This window comes from Wenyingzhuangia sp. 2_MG-2023 (assembly GCF_030548295.1).
Classification (GTDB): Bacteria; Bacteroidota; Bacteroidia; order Flavobacteriales; family Flavobacteriaceae; genus Wenyingzhuangia.
Genome location: NZ_JAUOSB010000004.1, coordinates 174,729 through 194,939 on the forward strand (window position 1 = coordinate 174,729; position 20,211 = coordinate 194,939).

Annotated in this window: 20 protein-coding genes; 7 read left to right on the forward strand and 13 right to left on the reverse strand. The window is 34.1% G+C overall.

Going from position 1 to position 20,211, the window contains the following annotated elements; translation table 11 throughout:
* The first annotated feature begins 3 nt into the window (after positions 1-3).
* The 4 genes from Q4548_RS07355 (at position 4) to groL (ending at position 3,171) form a co-directional block, all read left to right on the forward strand.
* Positions 4-735, forward strand: coding sequence for a hypothetical protein (locus tag Q4548_RS07355; protein ID WP_303453177.1), 732 nt, complete (start codon positions 4-6; stop codon positions 733-735).
* Positions 732-1,097, forward strand: coding sequence for a preprotein translocase subunit SecG (gene secG, locus Q4548_RS07360; protein ID WP_303453180.1), 366 nt, complete (start codon positions 732-734; stop codon positions 1,095-1,097). Before Q4548_RS07355 ends, secG begins: the two co-directional genes overlap by 4 nt.
* 147 nt (positions 1,098-1,244) lie before the next feature.
* Positions 1,245-1,520: a co-chaperone GroES gene (locus tag Q4548_RS07365; RefSeq protein WP_303453182.1), complete on the forward strand. Its 276-nt coding sequence runs from the start codon at positions 1,245-1,247 to the stop codon at positions 1,518-1,520.
* 19 nt (positions 1,521-1,539) lie between these two features.
* Positions 1,540-3,171 carry a chaperonin GroEL gene (gene groL / locus Q4548_RS07370; RefSeq protein WP_303453184.1) on the forward strand — a complete coding sequence of 544 codons (1,632 nt, stop codon included), beginning with the start codon at positions 1,540-1,542 and terminating at the stop codon, positions 3,169-3,171.
* A gap of 84 nt (positions 3,172-3,255) precedes the next feature.
* Here the strand turns inward: groL and Q4548_RS07380 are convergent, their stop codons facing one another.
* The 3 genes from Q4548_RS07380 to Q4548_RS07390 form a co-directional block, all read right to left on the reverse strand.
* Positions 3,256-4,284, reverse strand: a complete 1,029-nt coding sequence (locus Q4548_RS07380; protein WP_336622734.1) for a glucosaminidase domain-containing protein — start codon at positions 4,282-4,284, stop codon at positions 3,256-3,258.
* Positions 4,281-5,201 carry a 1-aminocyclopropane-1-carboxylate deaminase/D-cysteine desulfhydrase gene (locus Q4548_RS07385; RefSeq protein WP_303453186.1) on the reverse strand — a complete coding sequence of 307 codons (921 nt, stop codon included), beginning with the start codon at positions 5,199-5,201 and terminating at the stop codon, positions 4,281-4,283. The genes Q4548_RS07380 and Q4548_RS07385 overlap by 4 nt, the downstream gene beginning before the upstream one ends.
* Positions 5,202-5,366: 165 nt before the next feature.
* Positions 5,367-7,286 (reverse strand): ABC-F family ATP-binding cassette domain-containing protein, encoded by a 1,920-nt coding sequence (locus tag Q4548_RS07390; RefSeq protein WP_303453188.1) that lies wholly within the window; start codon positions 7,284-7,286, stop codon positions 5,367-5,369.
* A 121-nt stretch (positions 7,287-7,407) separates the two neighbouring features.
* On the opposite strand from Q4548_RS07390, the gene Q4548_RS07395 reads away from it, so the two are divergent.
* Positions 7,408-7,797, forward strand: coding sequence for a DUF983 domain-containing protein (locus tag Q4548_RS07395; protein WP_303453190.1), 390 nt, complete (start codon positions 7,408-7,410; stop codon positions 7,795-7,797).
* 2 nt (positions 7,798-7,799) lie between these two features.
* On the opposite strand, the gene Q4548_RS07400 is transcribed toward Q4548_RS07395, so the two are convergent.
* Both Q4548_RS07400 and Q4548_RS07405 read right to left on the reverse strand, forming a co-directional pair.
* Positions 7,800-8,501: a hypothetical protein gene (locus tag Q4548_RS07400; RefSeq protein WP_303453192.1), complete on the reverse strand. Its 702-nt coding sequence runs from the start codon at positions 8,499-8,501 to the stop codon at positions 7,800-7,802.
* 11 nt (positions 8,502-8,512) lie between these two features.
* The gene (locus tag Q4548_RS07405) at positions 8,513-9,553 is read right to left on the reverse strand and encodes an FAD-binding oxidoreductase (protein WP_303453194.1); all 1,041 of its coding nucleotides are present in this window, start codon (positions 9,551-9,553) and stop codon (positions 8,513-8,515) included.
* Between the two features lie 117 nt (positions 9,554-9,670).
* Between Q4548_RS07405 and Q4548_RS07410 the strand changes: the two genes are divergently transcribed.
* Positions 9,671-10,720 (forward strand): LacI family DNA-binding transcriptional regulator, encoded by a 1,050-nt coding sequence (locus Q4548_RS07410; RefSeq protein WP_303453197.1) that lies wholly within the window; start codon positions 9,671-9,673, stop codon positions 10,718-10,720.
* Positions 10,721-10,790: 70 nt separating this feature from the next.
* On the forward strand, positions 10,791-11,186 hold the full coding sequence (locus Q4548_RS07415) for an acyl-CoA thioesterase (protein WP_303453199.1): 396 nt from the start codon (positions 10,791-10,793) through the stop codon (positions 11,184-11,186).
* 76 nt (positions 11,187-11,262) lie between these two features.
* Here the strand turns inward: Q4548_RS07415 and Q4548_RS07420 are convergent, their stop codons facing one another.
* The 8 genes from Q4548_RS07420 to Q4548_RS07455 all read right to left on the reverse strand — a co-directional run bounded on the left by Q4548_RS07420 (position 11,263) and on the right by Q4548_RS07455 (position 20,209).
* A complete protein-coding gene (locus Q4548_RS07420) occupies positions 11,263-11,712 on the reverse strand; it encodes a GatB/YqeY domain-containing protein (RefSeq protein ID WP_303453201.1) in 450 nt (149 codons plus the stop codon).
* Between the two features lie 111 nt (positions 11,713-11,823).
* On the reverse strand, positions 11,824-12,201 hold the full coding sequence (locus Q4548_RS07425; protein WP_303453203.1) for a hypothetical protein: 378 nt from the start codon (positions 12,199-12,201) through the stop codon (positions 11,824-11,826).
* 138 nt (positions 12,202-12,339) lie between these two features.
* The gene (gene ftsZ / locus Q4548_RS07430; RefSeq protein ID WP_303453205.1) at positions 12,340-14,454 is read right to left on the reverse strand and encodes a cell division protein FtsZ; all 2,115 of its coding nucleotides are present in this window, start codon (positions 14,452-14,454) and stop codon (positions 12,340-12,342) included.
* A gap of 21 nt (positions 14,455-14,475) precedes the next feature.
* Positions 14,476-15,840 carry a cell division protein FtsA gene (gene ftsA / locus Q4548_RS07435; RefSeq protein ID WP_303453207.1) on the reverse strand — a complete coding sequence of 455 codons (1,365 nt, stop codon included), beginning with the start codon at positions 15,838-15,840 and terminating at the stop codon, positions 14,476-14,478.
* 7 nt (positions 15,841-15,847) lie between these two features.
* A complete protein-coding gene (locus Q4548_RS07440; RefSeq protein ID WP_303453209.1) occupies positions 15,848-16,564 on the reverse strand; it encodes a cell division protein FtsQ/DivIB in 717 nt (238 codons plus the stop codon).
* Positions 16,564-17,904, reverse strand: coding sequence for a UDP-N-acetylmuramate--L-alanine ligase (murC, locus tag Q4548_RS07445; RefSeq protein WP_303453212.1), 1,341 nt, complete (start codon positions 17,902-17,904; stop codon positions 16,564-16,566). Before murC ends, Q4548_RS07440 begins: the two co-directional genes overlap by 1 nt.
* A complete protein-coding gene (gene murG / locus Q4548_RS07450; RefSeq protein ID WP_303453213.1) occupies positions 17,895-18,992 on the reverse strand; it encodes an undecaprenyldiphospho-muramoylpentapeptide beta-N-acetylglucosaminyltransferase in 1,098 nt (365 codons plus the stop codon). Before murG ends, murC begins: the two co-directional genes overlap by 10 nt.
* A 2-nt stretch (positions 18,993-18,994) precedes the next feature.
* The gene (locus Q4548_RS07455; RefSeq protein WP_303453214.1) at positions 18,995-20,209 is read right to left on the reverse strand and encodes an FtsW/RodA/SpoVE family cell cycle protein; all 1,215 of its coding nucleotides are present in this window, start codon (positions 20,207-20,209) and stop codon (positions 18,995-18,997) included.
* Positions 20,210-20,211: the final 2 nt, after the last annotated feature.

Genomic DNA, 20,211 nt, shown 5'->3' on the forward strand with positions numbered 1-20,211 from the left:
AATATGCACAATACTTTTACACAAGCCGTTAAAACAAAAAACACCAAAGACATAGGCATCAGTCAATTGGAACAGATTGCTGATGCCTATCCTTATTTCTCTCTTGCAAAAACTATCTTACTAAAAAAATACCATTCTTCAGAGCATTTTAAATACAACCACACTTTAAAGAATGTAGCTGCACATACTATAAGTAGAGATGTTTTGTTTGATTTTATCAATCTTTTAGAAGAAGAAAAAGAACAACCATCAAACCCAAGTGTTGCAAAAACGGTAAAGAATACAATTTTTAACCTAAAAAAAGAAGTTGTTGATCATAGCTCTACAACAACTCTTAACACAGAAACTCCGTTTGAATTTACTTCATCAGAAAAACACAGTTTTCAACAATGGTTGCAATTGAATCATCAAAAACCAATTGCTAGAAATACACCAAAAGCAAAACCTTTAGAGCCCAAACTAGACATTATTGACCAATTTATTTTAAACAATCCTAAGATTTCACCTGTTAAAAAAACAGAAACTCCTAAGAAAAATTTGTCTCTTAAAAAAAGTGATGATATCAACACAAACCAGTTAATGACAGAAACTTTGGCCAAAGTTTATATCGCACAAAAGAAATACAATGATGCCATTCAAGCCTATAAAATTTTAAGTTTGAAATATCCAGAAAAAAGTAGTTTCTTTGCAAACCAAATAGAAAGAATAGAAATATTACAAACTCATAAATCATGACATACAACTTATTGTTAATTCTAATTATGGTAGTGGCTGTGCTACTTATATTAATTGTACTAGTACAAAACCCTAAAGGAGGAGGATTGTCTTCATCTCTAACAGGTGGAAGTGGTTCTACTATTGGAGGAGTACAAAGCACTAACAACTTTTTAGACAAAGCTACCTGGACGTTAGCAATTACTTTATTAGCCTTGATTTTATTATCTAGTCTTGCAATTCCTAGAGATCAATCTAGTCAATCTGAATTACAAGAGACTATTCAACAAAGAAATGAAGTAGCTCCATCTGAAGAAGATGCTGCACAAATTGAAGATATTATTAACAATACTCCTCAAGAAGAAAACAAAAAAGAAGAATAGTTTAAACAAAACATATTTAAATTATAAAAATGTCATCATGTCACTCATGATGACATTTTTTTTTAAAACAAATGACATTCTCAGATTGGCATACTTTTCGAATATGCATGAATGTAAATTATAAACACATTTAAATAATATATTATTATGAGCATTAACATTAAACCATTAGCTGATCGAGTTTTGGTAGAGCCAGCTCCAGCAGAAACAAAAACTGCTTCTGGATTAATTATTCCAGACTCTGCAAAAGAAAAACCATTAACAGGTACTATAGTAGCTGTAGGTAATGGAACCAAAGACAATCCTATCACTGTAAAAGTAGGAGATACTGTATTGTACGGAAAGTATGCAGGTACTGAATTGGCTTACGAAGGAAACGATTATTTAATCATGAGAGAAAGCGACATATTCGCGATTATCTAATTTAAAAAACTGAACTAAAATGGCAAAAGAAATCATTTTTGATATTGAAGCACGTGACGGTTTAAAACGTGGAGTTGATGCATTGGCAAATGCAGTAAAAGTAACTTTAGGACCTAAAGGTCGTAACGTAGTAATTGGAAAAGCTTTTGGAGGACCACACATCACTAAAGATGGTGTAACAGTAGCTAAAGAGATTGAATTATCTGATCCTTTAGAAAACATGGGAGCTCAAATGGTAAAAGAAGTAGCTTCTAAAACCAATGACTTGGCAGGAGACGGTACAACTACCGCAACTGTATTGGCACAAGCAATTGTTCAAGAAGGATTGAAAAATGTTGCTGCAGGAGCCAATCCTTTAGATTTGAAAAAAGGAATCGATAAGGCCGTAGCTTCTATTGTGGCTGGTTTGGCTGAACAATCTGTAGCTGTAGGTTCTGATTCTGATAAAATTCAACAAGTAGCTGCTATTTCTGCAAACAATGACAATACAATTGGAGATTTAATTGCGCAGGCTTTTGGAAAAGTTGGTAGAGAAGGTGTTATTACCGTAGAAGAAGCTAAAGGGACTGAAACATATGTTGACATTGTAGAAGGTATGCAATTCGACAGAGGATATTTATCTCCTTACTTTGTTACCAATTCTGAAAAAATGTTAGCTGAGTTAGAGAATCCTTATATTTTGTTATACGATAAGAAAATATCTAACCTTAAAGAATTACTACCTATTTTAGAACCAATTTCTCAAAGCGGTAAACCTTTATTGATTATTGCTGAGGATGTTGATGGTGAAGCATTGGCTACTTTGGTTATGAATAAATTGCGTGGTGCTTTAAAAATTGCTGCTGTAAAAGCACCAGGTTTTGGAGACAGACGTAAAGCCATGTTAGAAGATATTGCTATCTTAACTGGTGGTACTGTTATTTCTGAAGAAATGGGTATGACTCTTGAAAACACTACATTAGAGGCTTTAGGTACTGCAGAAACTATTACCATTGATAAAGACAATACTACTATTGTAAATGGTGCTGGAGCTACTGATGCAATCGCTGCTAGAGTAAATCAAATCAAAGCTCAAATAGAAACAACTACTTCTGAATACGACAAAGAAAAGTTACAAGAACGTTTGGCTAAATTAGCTGGTGGTGTTGCTGTATTGTATGTTGGTGCTGCTTCTGAAGTAGAAATGAAAGAGAAAAAAGACCGTGTAGACGATGCTTTACACGCTACAAGAGCTGCCGTGGAAGAAGGTATTGTTTCTGGTGGAGGTGTTGCTTTGGTAAGAGCTAAAATTGCTTTAGCTTCTTTAACAACTGAAAATGCTGACGAAAAAACAGGTATTGCAATTATCAACAGGGCTATTGAAGAGCCTTTAAGACAAATTGTAAGCAATGCAGGTGGAGAAGGGTCTGTAGTTGTTTCTAAAGTAATTGAAGGAAATGGAGACTATGGATACAACGCTAAAACGGATGAATATGTTCAAATGTTCAAAGCTGGAATTATCGATCCTACAAAAGTAACACGTGTAGCTTTAGAAAATGCTGCTTCTGTTGCCGGAATGATTTTAACCACAGCTTGTACTTTAACAGATATTAAAGAACCTGAAACTGGAGGTGGACAACACCACCCAGGAGGAATGCCAGGAATGATGTAAGTCAAACTCTGATATTCTCATAAATTAAAAACGCTTCAAATTTAATTTGAAGCGTTTTTTTATACCTGTTTTAAAAATCAAGAATTACTTTATTCTTAGTTCTTGCCCTATGGAAATATCATTAGACCTTAAGTCATTCATTTTTTTCAATGCATCAACTGTCAATCCATATTTTTTAGAAATAGAATACAACGTTTCTTTTTGCTGTACAATGTGATGATTTTTCAATTCTGAATTTGTTTTTAACCTTAACACATCTCCTTTATGAATGGTATTGTCAGACAAGTGATTTAACTCTTTCAGTTCTTCAACTGAAACTCCATATTTTCTAGAAATAGAATACAGCGTATCCTCATCTTCTACCGTATGCGTGTCATATCCAAAACCATTTTCTTCTTCATGAACAACAACTACTTTTACAGGACTTTCTTCTTTTCTATCATCAATAATAGTAACCAAGTCTACTTTTCCCTTTAACACCATTTCATCGTACTCATCCAAATTATACCTCTCTATATAACTAATCAACTTGTTTGGGTATTTTGGATCCGTTGCATAACCCGCTTTTTTCAATCCTTTTGCCCAACCTTTGTAATCTCCTTTTCTCAATGTAAATAAATCCGCATACCTAGACCTTGTTGTCAAAAAAAGAGAATGATCTTTATAAGATGTAGATGCATATTCGTATTTTCTAAAACATTCCCCTTTTTTATCATCATCATGAGTCACACGTTCTCCCTCCCAACCAACATGACATTTGATTCCAAAATGATTGTTAGATTTTCTAGCCAAGTTACTTGTTCCACTACCTGATTCTAAAATCCCTTGTGCTAAGGTAATACTTGCGGGAATCTTATATTTATGCATCTCTTCCATTGCCATGGGAGCAAATTTCTCTACGTAAGCCAACGTGGTTTCACTTAAATACGTTTTAGATTTTTTTTTGGTTTGATTGATGACTTTTTCTACCTCTTTCTCCACTTCTTTTGTGGGAACCACCTTTACTTCTGTTCCTTTATTTGTGGTTGTAGACCTTTTACTTGATACTACTTTTTTACTAGAACCACAGGACGCTAGCAATAAAATCACCCCAAAAACGAAGACTTTTCTCATAAAATTATACGTTTGTTTTTTTGTTTTAATCGTAGGTTTACACCTTCTATTCCTTGCAAACCGCCTGTGTGAATTGCTAAAATTTTATCTCCTTGTTCAAATTTCCCTTTTTGAATTTCTTTTAAAATTCCAAACAACATTTTTCCTGTATATATGGGATCTAAAGCAATGGCTGTTTCTTTTTTAAACTCGTTTATAAAAGTAATTAATTCCTCGGTTATTTTTCCATAACCTCCAAAATGATAGTCAGAAATGACCTTCCAATTGCTTTTATTTGGCTGTAGCGATTTGATTTCATCAACAATCCAATTCCCTTTAAGCGCAGGAAACACCATAACTTTTTGAGCAATTGAACTAGAATTGATAACACCTGTTACCGTTCCTCCAGTTCCCATAGCACAAGCAATGTGTGTAAAATCAGCATCTGCATCTGTGAGTATTTCTTCACACCCCTTAATCGCTAAAAGATTGGTTCCTCCTTCTGGTAAAAAATAACTATTGGGAAATTGATTTTCCAACTCCATTAAAAATGAACTTTCTTTTTTTTGTTGATACTGAGATCTAGTAACAAACAGAAAATTCATTCCAAATTCATATGCCTTTCTCAAGGTAGGGTTCTGACTCAATGTTTTGTGTAAATCCACTCCCAATTCTTCACCACGAATTACACCAACAGTCGTAAATCCGTATTCTTTACCCGCAGCCGCTGTGGCTAAAATGTGATTGGAATAAGCTCCACCAAACGTTACAAAACTTTGCTTGTTTTGTTTTTTAGCTTCTTGTAAATTGTATTTTAGTTTCCTGAATTTGTTTCCCGAAATAAAAGGATGCAACAAATCTTCTCTTTTTACATAAAGCTCTACTTCTTGCTCTTTTAAAATAGGTAAATGAATTTGTATGTTTTGGGAAGTACTCATTTATCTTATATCCACCTTTTTATTTTTTGACACACAATCTTGTCTAAAAAATCACTACATCTATTATCACTTATTCTTATGCAAATCTAGATAACCAAACAAAAAACCATATCAAAGTAGAGTAGAAAACCAAACCTTTAGAATAGCATTCCTAACACAAACGATCTATCCTTCTTTTGATGCAATTTCATCATCCAACTCAAACAGTTCCTCAGTAAAAGCATCTAACTCATTTTTTTTAGATTGATACGTTTCAAAAAAAGTTCCATCAGCAGCATGTTTTTCATAATCTTCTGCCAACTGATCGTCCATTTTTTTGATTTCGTTTTCCAAATCACCTATTTGGCGTTCTAGCTTACTCAATCTATTTTTCATCTTCTTTAATTCTTTCTCTTCTTCCCTACTTAGTTTTCCAGATTTTTTCTCAGTTGATTTTTCCGAAACCACAACTGTTCTTTTTTCTGCTTCACGCATGTCTTCCAACTTGTGTTCTGCTAAAAAATAATCCAAATCTCCCAAATACTCTTTGATGACCTTGTCTTTAAAATAAAATACTTTCTCGGTCAATCCTTGTAAAAAATCACGATCATGAGAAACCAAAATCAACGTTCCTTCAAATTTTTCTAAAGCCTGTTTCAACACATTTTTAGAAGCAATATCTAAATGGTTGGTAGGCTCATCCATCACCAAAACATTAAAAGGCTCTAACAACATTTTACACAATGCCAATCGGTTTCGTTCCCCTCCAGACAATACTTTTACTTTTTTATCTACATCATCTCCCCTAAACAAAAAAGAACCTAACATATCACGAACTTTTGCTCTATTTCCATCATTCGCAGCATTTTCCATGGTGTCCAATAAAGTAATTTCACCATCCAAATGTTCTGCTTGATTCTGTGCAAAATATCCAATTTCTACATTGTGCCCCAACTTTAAGTGTCCCGTATAATCCGTTTCACCCACCATCATTTTTGCCAAGGTAGATTTCCCTTGGCCATTTTGACCTACAAAAGCAATTTTAGAACCACGCTCTATCAACATTTCTACATTAGACAATACGTGTTTCTCTCCATAACTTTTAGACACATCCTCTGCTTCTACAACTATTCTACCTGGTTCTTTAGACAACGGAAAACGAACATTCATCACCGCATTGTCTTCACCATCTACCTCAATTCTTTGTACTTTATCTAACTGCTTGATAAGCGACTGTGCCAAAGACGCTTTGGTTGCTTTGTATCGAAAACGCTCAATCAACTCCTCTTTGGCTTTGATTTCTTTTTCCTGGTTTTTTTGAGCCTGCATTTGTTTTTCGCGAATTTCATCTCTTAACAACATGAATTGAGAATACGACTTTTTGTAATCGTAAATCTGCCCCAAAGAAATTTCAATAGTTCTGTTGGTCACATTGTCTAAAAACATTTTATCGTGAGAAACCAATACTACTGCCCCTGCATAATTTCTTAAAAAATTCTCTAACCAGATGATGGATTCAATGTCCAAGTGGTTGGTAGGTTCATCTAACAACAAAATATCATTTTGCTGTAATAAGAGTTTTGCCAGTTCAATACGCATTCTCCAACCTCCAGAAAAAGTATCTGTCAACTTGTTAAAATCTGCTCTCTGAAAACCCAACCCTTGTAAAATCTTTTCGGTTTCTCCTTGATAATTGTAACCTCCTAACAGTTCGTAACGTGTGGTTTTTTCTTCTAAGTCGTGAATTAAATTAGTGTAATACTCACTCTCATAATCAGTTCTTTCTGCAAGCTCTCCATTGATTTTTTCAATTTCTACTTCTATCTTTTTAATCTCTTCAAAAGCCTGATAAGCCTCTTCTAAAATGGTTCTTCCTGGAACAAAGTCAATATCTTGACGTAAAAACCCCATCTGAATATCTTTATCAAAAGCCAAGGTTCCACCATCGCTCGGAAGATCTTTAGACAAAACCTTTAATAAAGTAGACTTACCCGCTCCATTTTTTCCTACCAACCCTACTCTATCACCTTTTTCTAATTTGAAAGTTATTCCCGAAAAAAGATCAGTTCCATTAAAAGTGACCGTTAAATTATGTACGTTAACCATATGTAACAATTGTTGCTTATATCAAAAAAATAGGAATTATATTTGTATACACAAATCTGAGACCTACACTGTATTATCTCTGTATTAAGAGTGATGCAAAAGTACCATAAATATAACTATCATGTTTACAAAAGAAAGCAAACTCTACAGCATCTTTACTTCTAAATGTCCACAATGTCATGAAGGAGCGTTTTTTGAAAACAAGTTCTCTTTCAACGTTCTAAAAACGACACAAACCAAAAGTCATTGCCCAAAATGCAACTTAAAATACATGAGAGAACCCTCTTTCTTTTATGGAGCTATGTATGTAGGTTACGGATTGAGCGTTGCTTTAGCTGTAGCGTTGTACATTATTAGTGTCGTGTTTTTAGGACTGACTATGCGAGAAAGTTTGTTTGTAATTGCCATAGGTCTATTCGCATTAGCTCCTTGGAGTTTGCGTATTTCTAGAGTTATATGGATTCACTTATTCATCAAATACCAAAAAGACGAAAGCCTAAGAAAAAAATAGTTTTACTCTATAATTTCACCATTCATCAACTTAACAATTACTACATCTCGTAATTTCAAATCATACAAAACAATTCTTAGGTATTTTGCTTCTTCAAACGTTGGAAAATTACCTAACACGTAATGGTTCAATCCATCTTTTTTAATTTTTTGAACTTCTGATGTAAAATGAATGTCTAAGTCTTTGTAAACACCTATTTGAACTCCATAAGTAACAACGTCTGTTTGAGCTATTTCTTTACTATCTTGTTCTACAATTGGTTTTGGTGTTTTTACTGTTTCTTCCGTTTTTACAGCAGTAGCAGCAACTTTTGTTGCTCCTGCATCTTTTTTGCCGTTAAAAAAAGCGTAGGTTCCCCCTAAACAAATCAACATTAAAAGAACTCCTACAACTACAGCTGCTTTTAATTGATTGTTTTTAGTCTTAATTTTTTCGACATGATCTTGTTTTAGTTCTTCCAAACCTATACATTCTGACTGTAATGAAGTAAGCTTATCTTCTACAGTAACAAGTTCTTTTCCCAAAGCAGAAATCTGGGTTTCTAAATCTAAGTTCTTATGCTTAAGCGTAGAAACTTGATTTTCCATAGTCAAACGCTCTTCTTCAAGACTTGAAATTTGTTCTTTCAATTTTGAACATTCTTGTTCTAGACTTTCAATTTTATCATTGAATTCTATAAACTCATCCTCACTTATAAATGGCATAGTTGTAATGTTTAATTAAATCTTTCTATGTTAACTTCAATTGGCAATGGTTCTTCATTTTCCAAATGAGCATATAATTTTTTTGCTAAGGTTGGAGCTATCATAACTCCTCTTGTTCCCAATCCGTTAAAAATAATTATATTCTGGTGAATAGGATGCTTTCCTACCAACGGTCTTCTATCTTTTACGGTAGGCCTTATTCCTCCAAACTGGCTGATTACTTCATAAGGCACCTCTAGCATGGTTTCTAATTTTTCTAACAGTTCTTTCTTCCCTTTTTCTGTTGCCTCTGTGGTCTTGTCTGCCCAATTGAACGTAGCTCCCACCCAATACTTATCATCTCCAACAGGCAACACAAACAATGCTGATTTTATTTGTTGTGTCAGCTTTAGTTCTGGTGCTTTTATAAACAACATTTCTCCTTTGGTTCCTCCTAACGGTAAATCTTTGAAATATGGATTTTTTTTAATTCCATATCCTTCTGCAAAAATAATTTTCTTAGCCGTAATATCATTATAAACTACACTTTCTATATCAACTTTTAAATCTTCGTGTACAAAAGGAATTTCTAAAAAGAGTCCTTTGTTTTTTAAATACGCTGTATAGTCATCTAAAACTTTATTAATTAGAACACGTCCAGTTCCTTTTACTTTTCCAAAGCCTTCAAAATGCTGAATTCCCTTAATTTTTTCTTTTAAAATTTTAGGTTCTAAATGTTTTTCTAGCAAAGGTTTGTCACAAGCCAAAAACCAATTATTCTGATCTTTTATGGTTTTAAAAACTTTTAATGTTTCAAAAAAAGTCAAATAACTCCCTCCTAATTTATCTGATAAATCCTTATAAAAAGGAAATAAATTTTCTAATTGCTCATCTGCATTCCAAACAGGCGTAAAACGTTTCAGAATAACAGGATTAAAAACTCCTGCCGCCACACGAGACGAAACTTGTGACGAGTCATTTATAACCACAAAAGAACGACCTTTGTCTTCTAATTCTTTGACCATGGCCATTCCAGCCAGCCCAAAACCTACGATAATATAATCTACTTGCATGCTACAAATTTACAATTTTAAGAAATCGTAGTATATTAAATTACAACTTATTAATTATGAGTATATTTGTTATTGGAACAAGATTTTACACTATTATTTTGCACCTTTTTTTAACTTATGAAGAAAAAACTAACCATTAAAGACATTGCCAAAGAGCTAAACGTTTCTATTTCTACGGTTTCTAAAGCCTTAAATGACAGCCATGAAATAGCAGATGTTACCAAAAAGAGAATACAAGCTTATGCAAAAGAATTTAAATACAAACCCAATTTTAATGCTCTTAGTTTAAAAAATAAAAAAACTAAAACCATAGCTGTTCTTATACCGAACATGCTAAAATATATTTATGCACAAGTTTTTAATGGAATAGAACAAGTAGCTAACGAGCTAGGTTATAAAATAATCACCTGTGTTTCTAACGAAAAAACAAGCAAAGAGATTGAGATTTTAGAAATGTTATCTAACGGTAGCATTGATGGGTTCATCATCTCTCCTGCTCTAGAAACTAGCATCAATAAAGATTATGTACACTTTCAGAACATTATAGAAGAAGGATTTCCTATTGTAATGTATGATAGAGCCCCTAAAGAATTGGACTGTGACAAAGTTGTGATTAAAGATCATAAAGCAACCTATAATGCAGTGGAACACCTAAAAAATACAGGATGTAAAAACATTGCTTTTATCTCTACTCATACAAAACTTGCCAGTACAAAAAAAAGGAAAAAAGGATACATAAAAGCTTTGGAAGAATTTGGTTTGGACATCAATCGTGAAATTATGATTGACATGACTGGAATTCACTACAAAGAATACGAAAAGATATTGACACCTATTTTGGAAAAACACAAGATAGATGGTGTTATAACCACCAATGAAGCTACGGGAATTGCCATTCAGAAAGTAGCTCAAAAATTAGGGTACAAAATACCCGAGAATTTCTCAGTAATTGCGTTTTCTAATGGAATTTTGGCAAGACATGCCAGTCCACAAATGACTACCATCAGTCAACACGGTGAAAAAATGGGAGCCAAAGCTGCCAAATTATTGATTCAACGAATTGAAAACGAAAATGAAACTCTTGAATACGAAACCAAAATTATTCAAACAGATTTGGTGATGAGAAATTCTACAAAAAAATTCTTGAAACTAAATTACAACGTATAATTTTTTGTGCTTTTCATCGACATCCCAAATTACAGCACTAAATTTTGAATAAAAAAACAGTTAAAATATTATGAGATTTCATACACGAAAATGGGTTAAACCCGAAGACTTAAATGCCAATGGAACTTTGTTTGGAGGTAAACTATTAGCCTGGATTGACGAAGAAGCTGCACTGTACTCTATCATACAATTAGAAAACAACAGAGTAGTAACCAAATACATGTCTGAAATTAATTTTTTAAGCTCTGCCAGACAAGGTGATATTATTGAAATTGGAATTGAAGTCGCAAAATTTGGAGGTTCTTCTTTGACCTTAAACTGTGAAGTACGTAATAAAATGACCCGAGAAACCATTATTAGTGTTGACAATATTATTATGGTAAACCTAGGAGAAGACGGCAAACCTAAAGCTCACGGTAAAACCGAAATAGAATTTGTAAAAGACAGATTAAAAGCAGCAAATTAAAAAAACAACATCCTCTCAACAATAAAAAACCGCATCAATCGATGCGGTTTTTTTTATAAAGAACTTAATTATTTCATTAAGACAATAACTGTTTAATCACTACCGAAATTGCTTTTCCATCTGCTTTTCCAGCAAATTCTTTTGAAGCTACTCCCATCAACTTCCCCATATCTTTAATAGAAGATGCTCCCGTTTCTGAAATTAATTTTGTCAAGGCAGCTTTCAATTCATCCTCGGTCATTTGAGTTGGTAAAAATTGAGAAATCACCTCTGCTTGAGCCAATTCTGGTTCTGCCAAATCTGCCCTACCTTGTTCCGTGTATAAAACAGCAGAATCTCTACGTTGTTTTACCAACTTTTGTAAAATTTTAAGCTCTGTATCCGCTGTTAAATCTTCTTTAGCTCCACTTTCTGTCTGTGCTAATAAAATGGCAGACTTAACCGCTCTTAATGATTCTAATGCAACTGTATCTTTGGCTTTCATAGCTTCTTTCATTTTAGCCATGATCTCTTGTGATAAACTCATTTTTATTCTATTTAGTTGATTGAACTATAAAAGTATTAAAAAAAACCAACTCAGAGGTTTAGTTTTTCACTCGTTGTTTTTTTATAGAAAACACTTATCACATACAAACTATTACAGCGGAGAATAATAAAGAAGTTCCATTTTCAACAACTTTTCTTCTTTTAGAAAAACTTCCAATTCTACAGCATCAAAATCTTTGGTTGATGAACCCATTCTTAAGCCTTTCGGGTTTTTATCTATATAGTATTCATCATTATTCAAATCTTTTAAAATACTATTGATTACAGCTACATCTGCAACTCTTCCTTTTATGATTGATTGAATATTATCTTTACAAAAACGTTCAATATCAAAATTTTCAGAATCTTCAATAGTAATATTAAAATCATATTTAAACCCATAATGACTTTCTCCAACAATCTCTTTAGCAACAAATACTACAGAAGTTATCTTTGTATTTTGTGAATTCAATCCTTGTATTGTCAACACAAGAAATACTTTTAAAAACAAATTCCTCATTTATATTTTTAAAGATAAATATAAAACAACTATTGTGGCAGAATGAAATAAAGTCAAATAAAAAACCCAACCTTTTGGCTGGGTTCTCACTACTTATTTTAGTTTTCACTAATCTACATTGTCATGTAAAAAAGAATTGTTTTTTCTAATAGTCACTTCGTTGTCTTTTACTTCTACAGAAGTTCTAGACATTTTATCTACATCTTGTTTGGAATGCAAATCCAAGCCCAAACGTTTGTACGCAGGTTCCTTCTCAATATCTTCTATCAAATCTTCATTAAAGGCTGCATTTTTAAAACGATGACTGTATTGTTTAAAAGTACTTTTTCTCTTATCGGTTGTTTTTCTCAATTCAGAAATGGTCAAATTCAACGGAGAAACCTGCTCTGTATCTTCTGAAGAGTTTACAGGAGCAACTCTCGTTTCCTTCTTCATTTCAAGCCTAATTTCTTCTGCTTCGTTTACCTTAGTTTCTTCAACCCTATGGACTCTTGGAGAAGAAGAGTTTTTAATTGTAGGCTGAACATCAAAATCATTCAACGTGTACCTTTTTATCCCTAAATCATCCTCTTTCACCAATTCTTGAGCTTCTTTCTTCTCGGCAACTTTCTCTATTGTTTCATCCTCCAATACATAAACTTTTCTCTCTGGAGTTTTATGCTCTACTTTTTCATGAACAACTTCTTCAGCTCCAAAAACAGGAATATCCATTATATTCAATACCTCTTCTAAAGAATCTGCCTTAATTTCTTCAGGATCTACTACTGGTAAATCATATAAACTAACCGTTTCAGGTTGTTTTTTAACCTCAACAACCTGATGTACTGGCAAATCAAAAACATTAAGCTGCACTTCTTCTGTTTTTTCTTCATCTTCTATAGAAGAAAACAAATCCAAAGTAACATCATTGATGACAAAATCATCTTCTTCTACAGTTTCTGTTTCAAAATTAGGTTCCTCTACCTTTTCAAAATCAACAGGAATATTTTCAATTTCACTCGTTGTTTTGATCAATACATGATCTATTTCTTTATTTAATACGACAGGGTTGAATCCTTGTGAATCTTCTTCTAATAGCTGATGTACTACTTTTTTTTCTAGAACAGGTTCTTCTTCTACAACACGTGTCATTTTAGGCCTTACAAAAGTATCTTTGTCTTCAAAATTGTAATGAGCCGTTTGTTCTGTATTTAAAGTATGATATACTTTTTTTACTTCTGTGTTGGTAATTTCTCTTTGCTGATCCATTGCAAAACCTGTAGCAACTACAGTTACCGCAATAGCATCTTCTAAAGATTCGTCCTCACCAACTCCCATAATAATGTTAGCATCATAACCTGCTTCTTCTTGAATAAAATCGTTGATTTCTCCAATCTCATCCAAAGTCACTTCATCAGTTCCTGATACAATTAACAACAAGACATTTTTAGCTCCTCTAATTTTATTGTCATTCAACAATGGAGAATCCAATGCTTTCATAATCGCATTCTGAGCTCTGTTTTCACCAACTTCTTTAGCAGATCCCATAATAGCAGTACCGCTATTAGACAATACCGCTTTGGCATCGTGTAAATCTATATTTTGTTTGTAGTGATGCGTAATTACCTCTGCAATTCCTCTAGAAGCTGTAGACAATACCTCATCCGCTTTAGAGAATCCTGCTTTGAAACCTAAATTTCCGTAAACCTCTCTTAACTTATTGTTGTTGATAACAATTAACGAATCTACATTTTCTCTCAACTCATCAATCCCCTTCTGAGCTTGTTTCAAACGCATTCTACCTTCAAACTGGAAAGGCATGGTAACGATTCCAACTGTTAAAATGTCCATTTTTTTTGCAATCCCAGCTATGATTGGTGCAGCTCCAGTACCTGTACCACCACCCATACCCGCAGTAATAAATACCATTTTAGTTTGGGAAGTCAACATTTTTTGAATTTCTTCAATACTTTCTTGTGCTGCTTTTTCTCCTACATCAGGATTTGCTCCAGCTCCCAAACCAGAAGTTAACGTAACACCTAGTTGCACTTTGTTAGGAACAGGACTGTTTTGTAAAGCTTGCGCATCTGTATTACAGATTACAAAATCTACTCCTTTAATATCTTGTGCATACATGTGGTTTACAGCATTGCTACCACCTCCTCCAACTCCTATCACTTTGATAGAATTTGATTGAGATTTTGGCATGTCAAACGATACGTTGTTAAATGGTGTTTCACTCATAGTATTTGGGATTTATGGGACTTATTCTGCTTCATTCAAAAAATCTTTTAAACCCGATGTAAACTTATCAAGCCATGATTTTTTTCCTTCACCTTTACTTGTTTCTTCTTTTCTTTCTGTTTGTGATATTTCTGGCTCTATTTCTTCAATTTCTTGATGACTAATAGGTTCTGGTTCCTCCACAACAGGTACTTCTTCTATTTTTTCTTCTTTCTTTTCTGGTGGCATTTTTGCCAAACCTTCCATTAACAAACCAACGGCGGTAGCAAAAACAGGGCTTGACAACGACTCATCAGAACCTCCTGCCAAATGCTCGTTTGGATACCCAATACGTGTATCCATTCCAGTAATATATTCCACCAGCTGTTTCAAATGCTTTACTTGCGCACCACCACCTGTCAACACAATTCCCGCAATCAGTTTTCCATTCTGCGTATCGTGTCCGTAATTTTTAATTTCTAAATATGCCTGTTCTACAATTTCTGTAATACGAGCATGAATAACTTGAGACAAACTCTTTAAGGTGATTTCTTTTGGCTCTCTACCTCTCAATCCAGGAATTGAAACAATTTCATTTTCTTTATTCTCCCCTGGCCAAGCGGAACCAAATTTAATTTTCAACAATTCTGCCTGTTTTTCAATAATTGAAAAACCTTCTTTAATATCTTCCGTAATCACATTACCTCCAAATGGTATTACTGCCGTATGACGAATAATTCCATCTTTAAAAATGGCCAAATCTGTAGTTCCACCACCTATGTCAATCAATGCTACACCGGCTTCTTTTTCCTCGTGACTCAAAACTGCTTCTGCAGATGCCAAAGGTTCTAATGTTATGTTAGACAACTCTAATCCTGCACTAGTTACACATCTCCCAATATTTTTAATTTGAGAAACTTGCCCAACTACTACATGAAAATTAGCTTCTAATCTTCCTCCATACATTCCCTTAGGTTCTGTTATATCTGCTTGGCTATCTACTTTAAACTCTTGTGGTAATACATGAATAATTTCTTCACCCGGCAACATTACCAGTTTATGTACTTGATTGATCAAATTCTCAATATCATGATCATCAATTACCTCCTCAGCATCTTGTCTTGTTATATAATCACTATGATGGATACTTCTAATATGATGACCTGCAATACCTACAGTGACTCTATCAATTTTTAAACCCGAGACATTTTCTGCTTCATCTACAGCTTGCTGAATGGACTGAATAGTTTGCGTAATATTATTAACAACACCACGCTTCACTCCTAAGCTTTTTGCCTTACCAATCCCCAAAACCTCAATTTTACCATACTCGTTTTCACGACCTATCATGGCAACAATTTTAGTTGTCCCAATATCTAATCCTATAGCAATACGGTTATTTTCCATCTTTTACTTATTTTGAGCAAACAACTTGGTTGTTGTACTGCAAATCTATTTTTTTAAAAGTGCTAGACAAACTATCTTGTTCCATATAGGTATAAAACACTTTTAATTTTTTTAATTTTTTATTGATATCATTCAAATCTCCTAACAATACTTTTTGATGATTCAATCTTGTGGACAACCAAAATCCTTCATTATTTTTTTGGACTGACACCACTAATTTTTTCAAAAAATCATCCGCATCAATCTTCTGAATTAATGGAAACACTTCTTTTGGCTCTATCAAACCATTTGTATTGTTGATGATTGGAACTCTTGCAGAATAATTGTTTGACAAAGGCATTTCCAATCCTTTTGTATCTAAATAAACAACTTCTCTTGCATTAAACATTCTTGCCAAGGGCTTTCGTTGCTTAATTTCCACTTCTAATTCTCCAGTCACACCTACGGAAACTTCTGCAGATGAGACCATTGGATGAGCTTCCACCAAATTTTCCAGTTCTTGTAAATTTATAGAGGTTTTCTGTTGATTTCTAACGCTTTCTCCATTTTGTATTAACAAGTTATCAACCATCTGAGATGTCAAAAATAAATTGTCTTCATTGCTAAAAAAAACAGCAATCCCATCCACTTTACGAAGAGAATTTTTTCGAGCTGTAAAACCCAAAACAATTCCTATCACAATTAGGAACAAAACTGTTTTTATGTACACAAAATATTTCTTCATTAACCTATTATTTCTTTAGTCACTTCTTCTATTAACACACCAATATCTCCTGCTCCCAACATCACCACTACAGTTGCATCTGTGTTTTTAACACTTTCAATTGCTTTTGCTTTAGACTGTAAAGATTTGTTTGTGTTTTTAATTTTATCCAACAACCATTCTGAGGTAACCCCTTCTATTGGCAATTCTCTAGCAGGATAAATATCTAACAAAATCACTTCATCAAACTTAGACAGGCTCATTGCAAAATCTGTCACAAAATCTCTAGTTCTACTAAACAAATGAGGTTGAAACACAGTCAATATTTTTTGCCCTGGATACATTTCTCTCACTGCATTTTCTACCGCATCTATTTCCGTAGGATGATGTGCATAATCGTCTATCAATACAAAATCATCACGTTTTATTTTGAATGAAAATCTTCTTTTCACTCCTTTGTAAGACACCAAAGCTTGTTTGATATCTTCCAAATTCAGTCCATGTTTTTCTGCCATCGCAATAGAAACCAACGCATTAGAAACATTGTGCCTTCCTGGTAAATGAAACACCACATCTTTCACAAAACCATGAGGTGTTTTTACATCAAACACAAAAGATCCTTTTTCAATAGCCACATTCAATGCCTGATAATCGGCGGCTTCCTCTACTCCGTAAGTCAAACCTTCTACAGACAATCCTTTTTTCACAATCAACGTATCCGACACCTTTCCTGCAAACTCTCTAAACGATGCCTCCAAAGCTTCTTTTTCTCCATAAATATCCAAATGATCTGCATCCATATTGGTGATGCATGCAATATTTGGTGACAATTGTAAAAACGAACGATCAAATTCATCCGCCTCTACCACAGATATTTTATCTTCTCCCAAGATTAGATTAGAATTGTAATTTTCCGTAATCCCTCCCAAAAAAGAAGTAGCTCCCGTTCCACACACATGCATAATATGTCCCAAAATAGAAGATGTAGTTGTTTTACCGTGTGTACCTGCCACTGCGTAACAAATAGTATTCTTAGTAATTTCCCCTAAAATAGCCGCACGTTTTAATACCCTATAACCATTAGTCAAAAAGAATTTTAAAATCTTACTCTCTTTCGGAATGGCTGGAGTATAAATTACCAACGTATCTTCAACTTTCAAAAACGAATCAGAAATTGTAGTTAGCTCATCCACAAAAGTAACCTCTACTCCTTGAGATTCTAATGCAGCAGTCACCACAGAAGGTGTTTTATCATACCCTCCCACTAGTTTACCATTTGCCACAAAATAGCTAGCAATGGCACTCATACCAATTCCACCAATCCCTACAAAATAGATGTTTTGTATACTCTTTAACTCCACTTAGCTATCTTTTCTATTTGTTCTACAATCTCTTTTGTTGCATTGGGTTTTGCCAAAGCTTTTATATTTTTAGACAATTCACTTGCTTTTACTTCATTCTGTAAAATGACTCTCATTTTAGACATGAATTGTTCTTTTTCTGTTTCTTTTAACAACAATGCCGCACTGTGTTCTACAATTGCATTTGCATTTTTTGTTTGATGATCTTCCGCCACATTGGGTGATGGAATAAAAATCACTGGTTTTCCAACGATACACAATTCTGATACTGAACTAGCCCCTGCTCTTGACACCACAATATCTGCAGCTGCATAAGCCAGATCCATACGAGACAAATACGCATGTGTTTGCACTCCCTCCTCATCATTGTATTTCTTATACTCTTCAATATAAAACTTTCCTGTTTGCCAGATAATCTGAACTTCTTCAGACAACAAATCTTGCAAATTGCTCTCAATAATTTGATTGATTGCTCTCGCTCCCAAACTTCCACCTAAAACCAACACTGTTTTTTTACCAGCATTTAATCGAAAAAACTCTTGTCCCTCTTCTCTTTTTGATGCAATCGACAACAAATCTTGTCTTACCGGGTTTCCTGTAAACACAATTTTATCCGATGGAAAATAACGTTGCATATTTTCATAAGCCACACAAACTTTATCCACCTTCTTTGATAAAATTTTATTGGTAATTCCCGCATAGGAATTCTGTTCTTGTATCAATGATGGAATCCCTTTTTTAGCCGCAACTTGCAAAATAGGTCCACTGGCAAAACCACCCGTTCCGATGACAACATCTGGTTCAAATTTTTTCACCACCTTTTTGGCTTTCCACAAACTATGCATCAATTTAACAGGAAATAGTAAGTTTTTCAATGTCAAATTACGTTGCAATCCTGCAATCCACAACCCCTTAATATCGTACCCTGCTTGAGGCACTTTCTCCATCTCCATTTTATCTTGCGCTCCTACAAATAAAAACTCAGCATTAGGATAACGATTTTTCAGTTCGTTAGCAATGGCAATGGCAGGATAAATATGACCTCCTGTTCCACCTCCACTAAGCATTATTTTCCTCACTTCTTTCATCTTTATACTTCTTTTGGGTTTGGATATAAATTCTCTAAAGAATCATCACTCTTGGTTACTAATTCTTCTTCTGTCACCTCATTAGAAGCCGTTACACTCAACACCATCCCCACAGCCAAACAAGTCATCCATATAGAAGTACCTCCACTACTAATTAACGGTAAAGTCTGCCCTGTTACAGGACCCAAATTGGTTGCTACCATCATATTTATAACCGCCTGAAACATGATTGGAAAACCTACACCTACCACCAACAATTTGGCAAAAATTGTTCCTGCTTTTTTAGCAGCAACAAACAATCTGTATGTTAACAACAAATACGCTAACAACACCAAACAAGCTCCTACCAATCCATACTCTTCTACAATAATGGCAAAAATAAAATCCGAAGAAGATTGTGGCAAAAAGTTTTTCTGAACACTTTTCCCTGGTCCCTTTCCTGTCAACCCACCTGTTGCAATGGCTATTTTTGCATTCTCTACCTGGTACCCTTCTTTCAAATCATCATTAGAAAAAGACTCCACTCTACTAATCCATGTATCTACCCTATTGGGCATCAAACCAGGAAAAGCTTTTGCAGTCAATACAAACAACATCAAAATCATCACCCCAGCTCCCACAATTCCCAATAAATATTTTACAGGATATCCACCTACAAAACACAACAACAATACCATTACAAAAACAATTGCTGTGGTAGAAAAATTGGCTGGTAAAATACACACCAATACCAAAGCAATAGGAGCCCAAAGTCGAAATAAACTTTCTTTAAAATCTATTTTAGCATCCTTACGTTGCGCTAAATATCTTGCCGTGTACACCATAATAACCAAACCTGCCAACGTAGATGTCTGAAAACCGATTCCTATGATAGGAATACGAATCCATCTTGCAGCATTTGCTCCTCCAATGGTTGTTCCTTGGGCCAAGGTTACAATTAACAAAACGATGATTACTGGAATCATCATGACAGAAACTGCGCTAAAATATCGATATGGAGTTCTGTGTATTAAAAATATAATCACAAACCCCATCAGCAACAAAACTGCATGTTTTATTAAAATTCCAACAGTAGTTCCATTTCCCGCCACATACACCAAATTGGTACTTGCGCTATATACAGGCATAAACGAAAACAATGCCAATACAGCAACTAGAGCCCAAATAAACAGGTCTCCTTTTATGTATGATTTTATGTAGCGTAACAATTTTGACATCT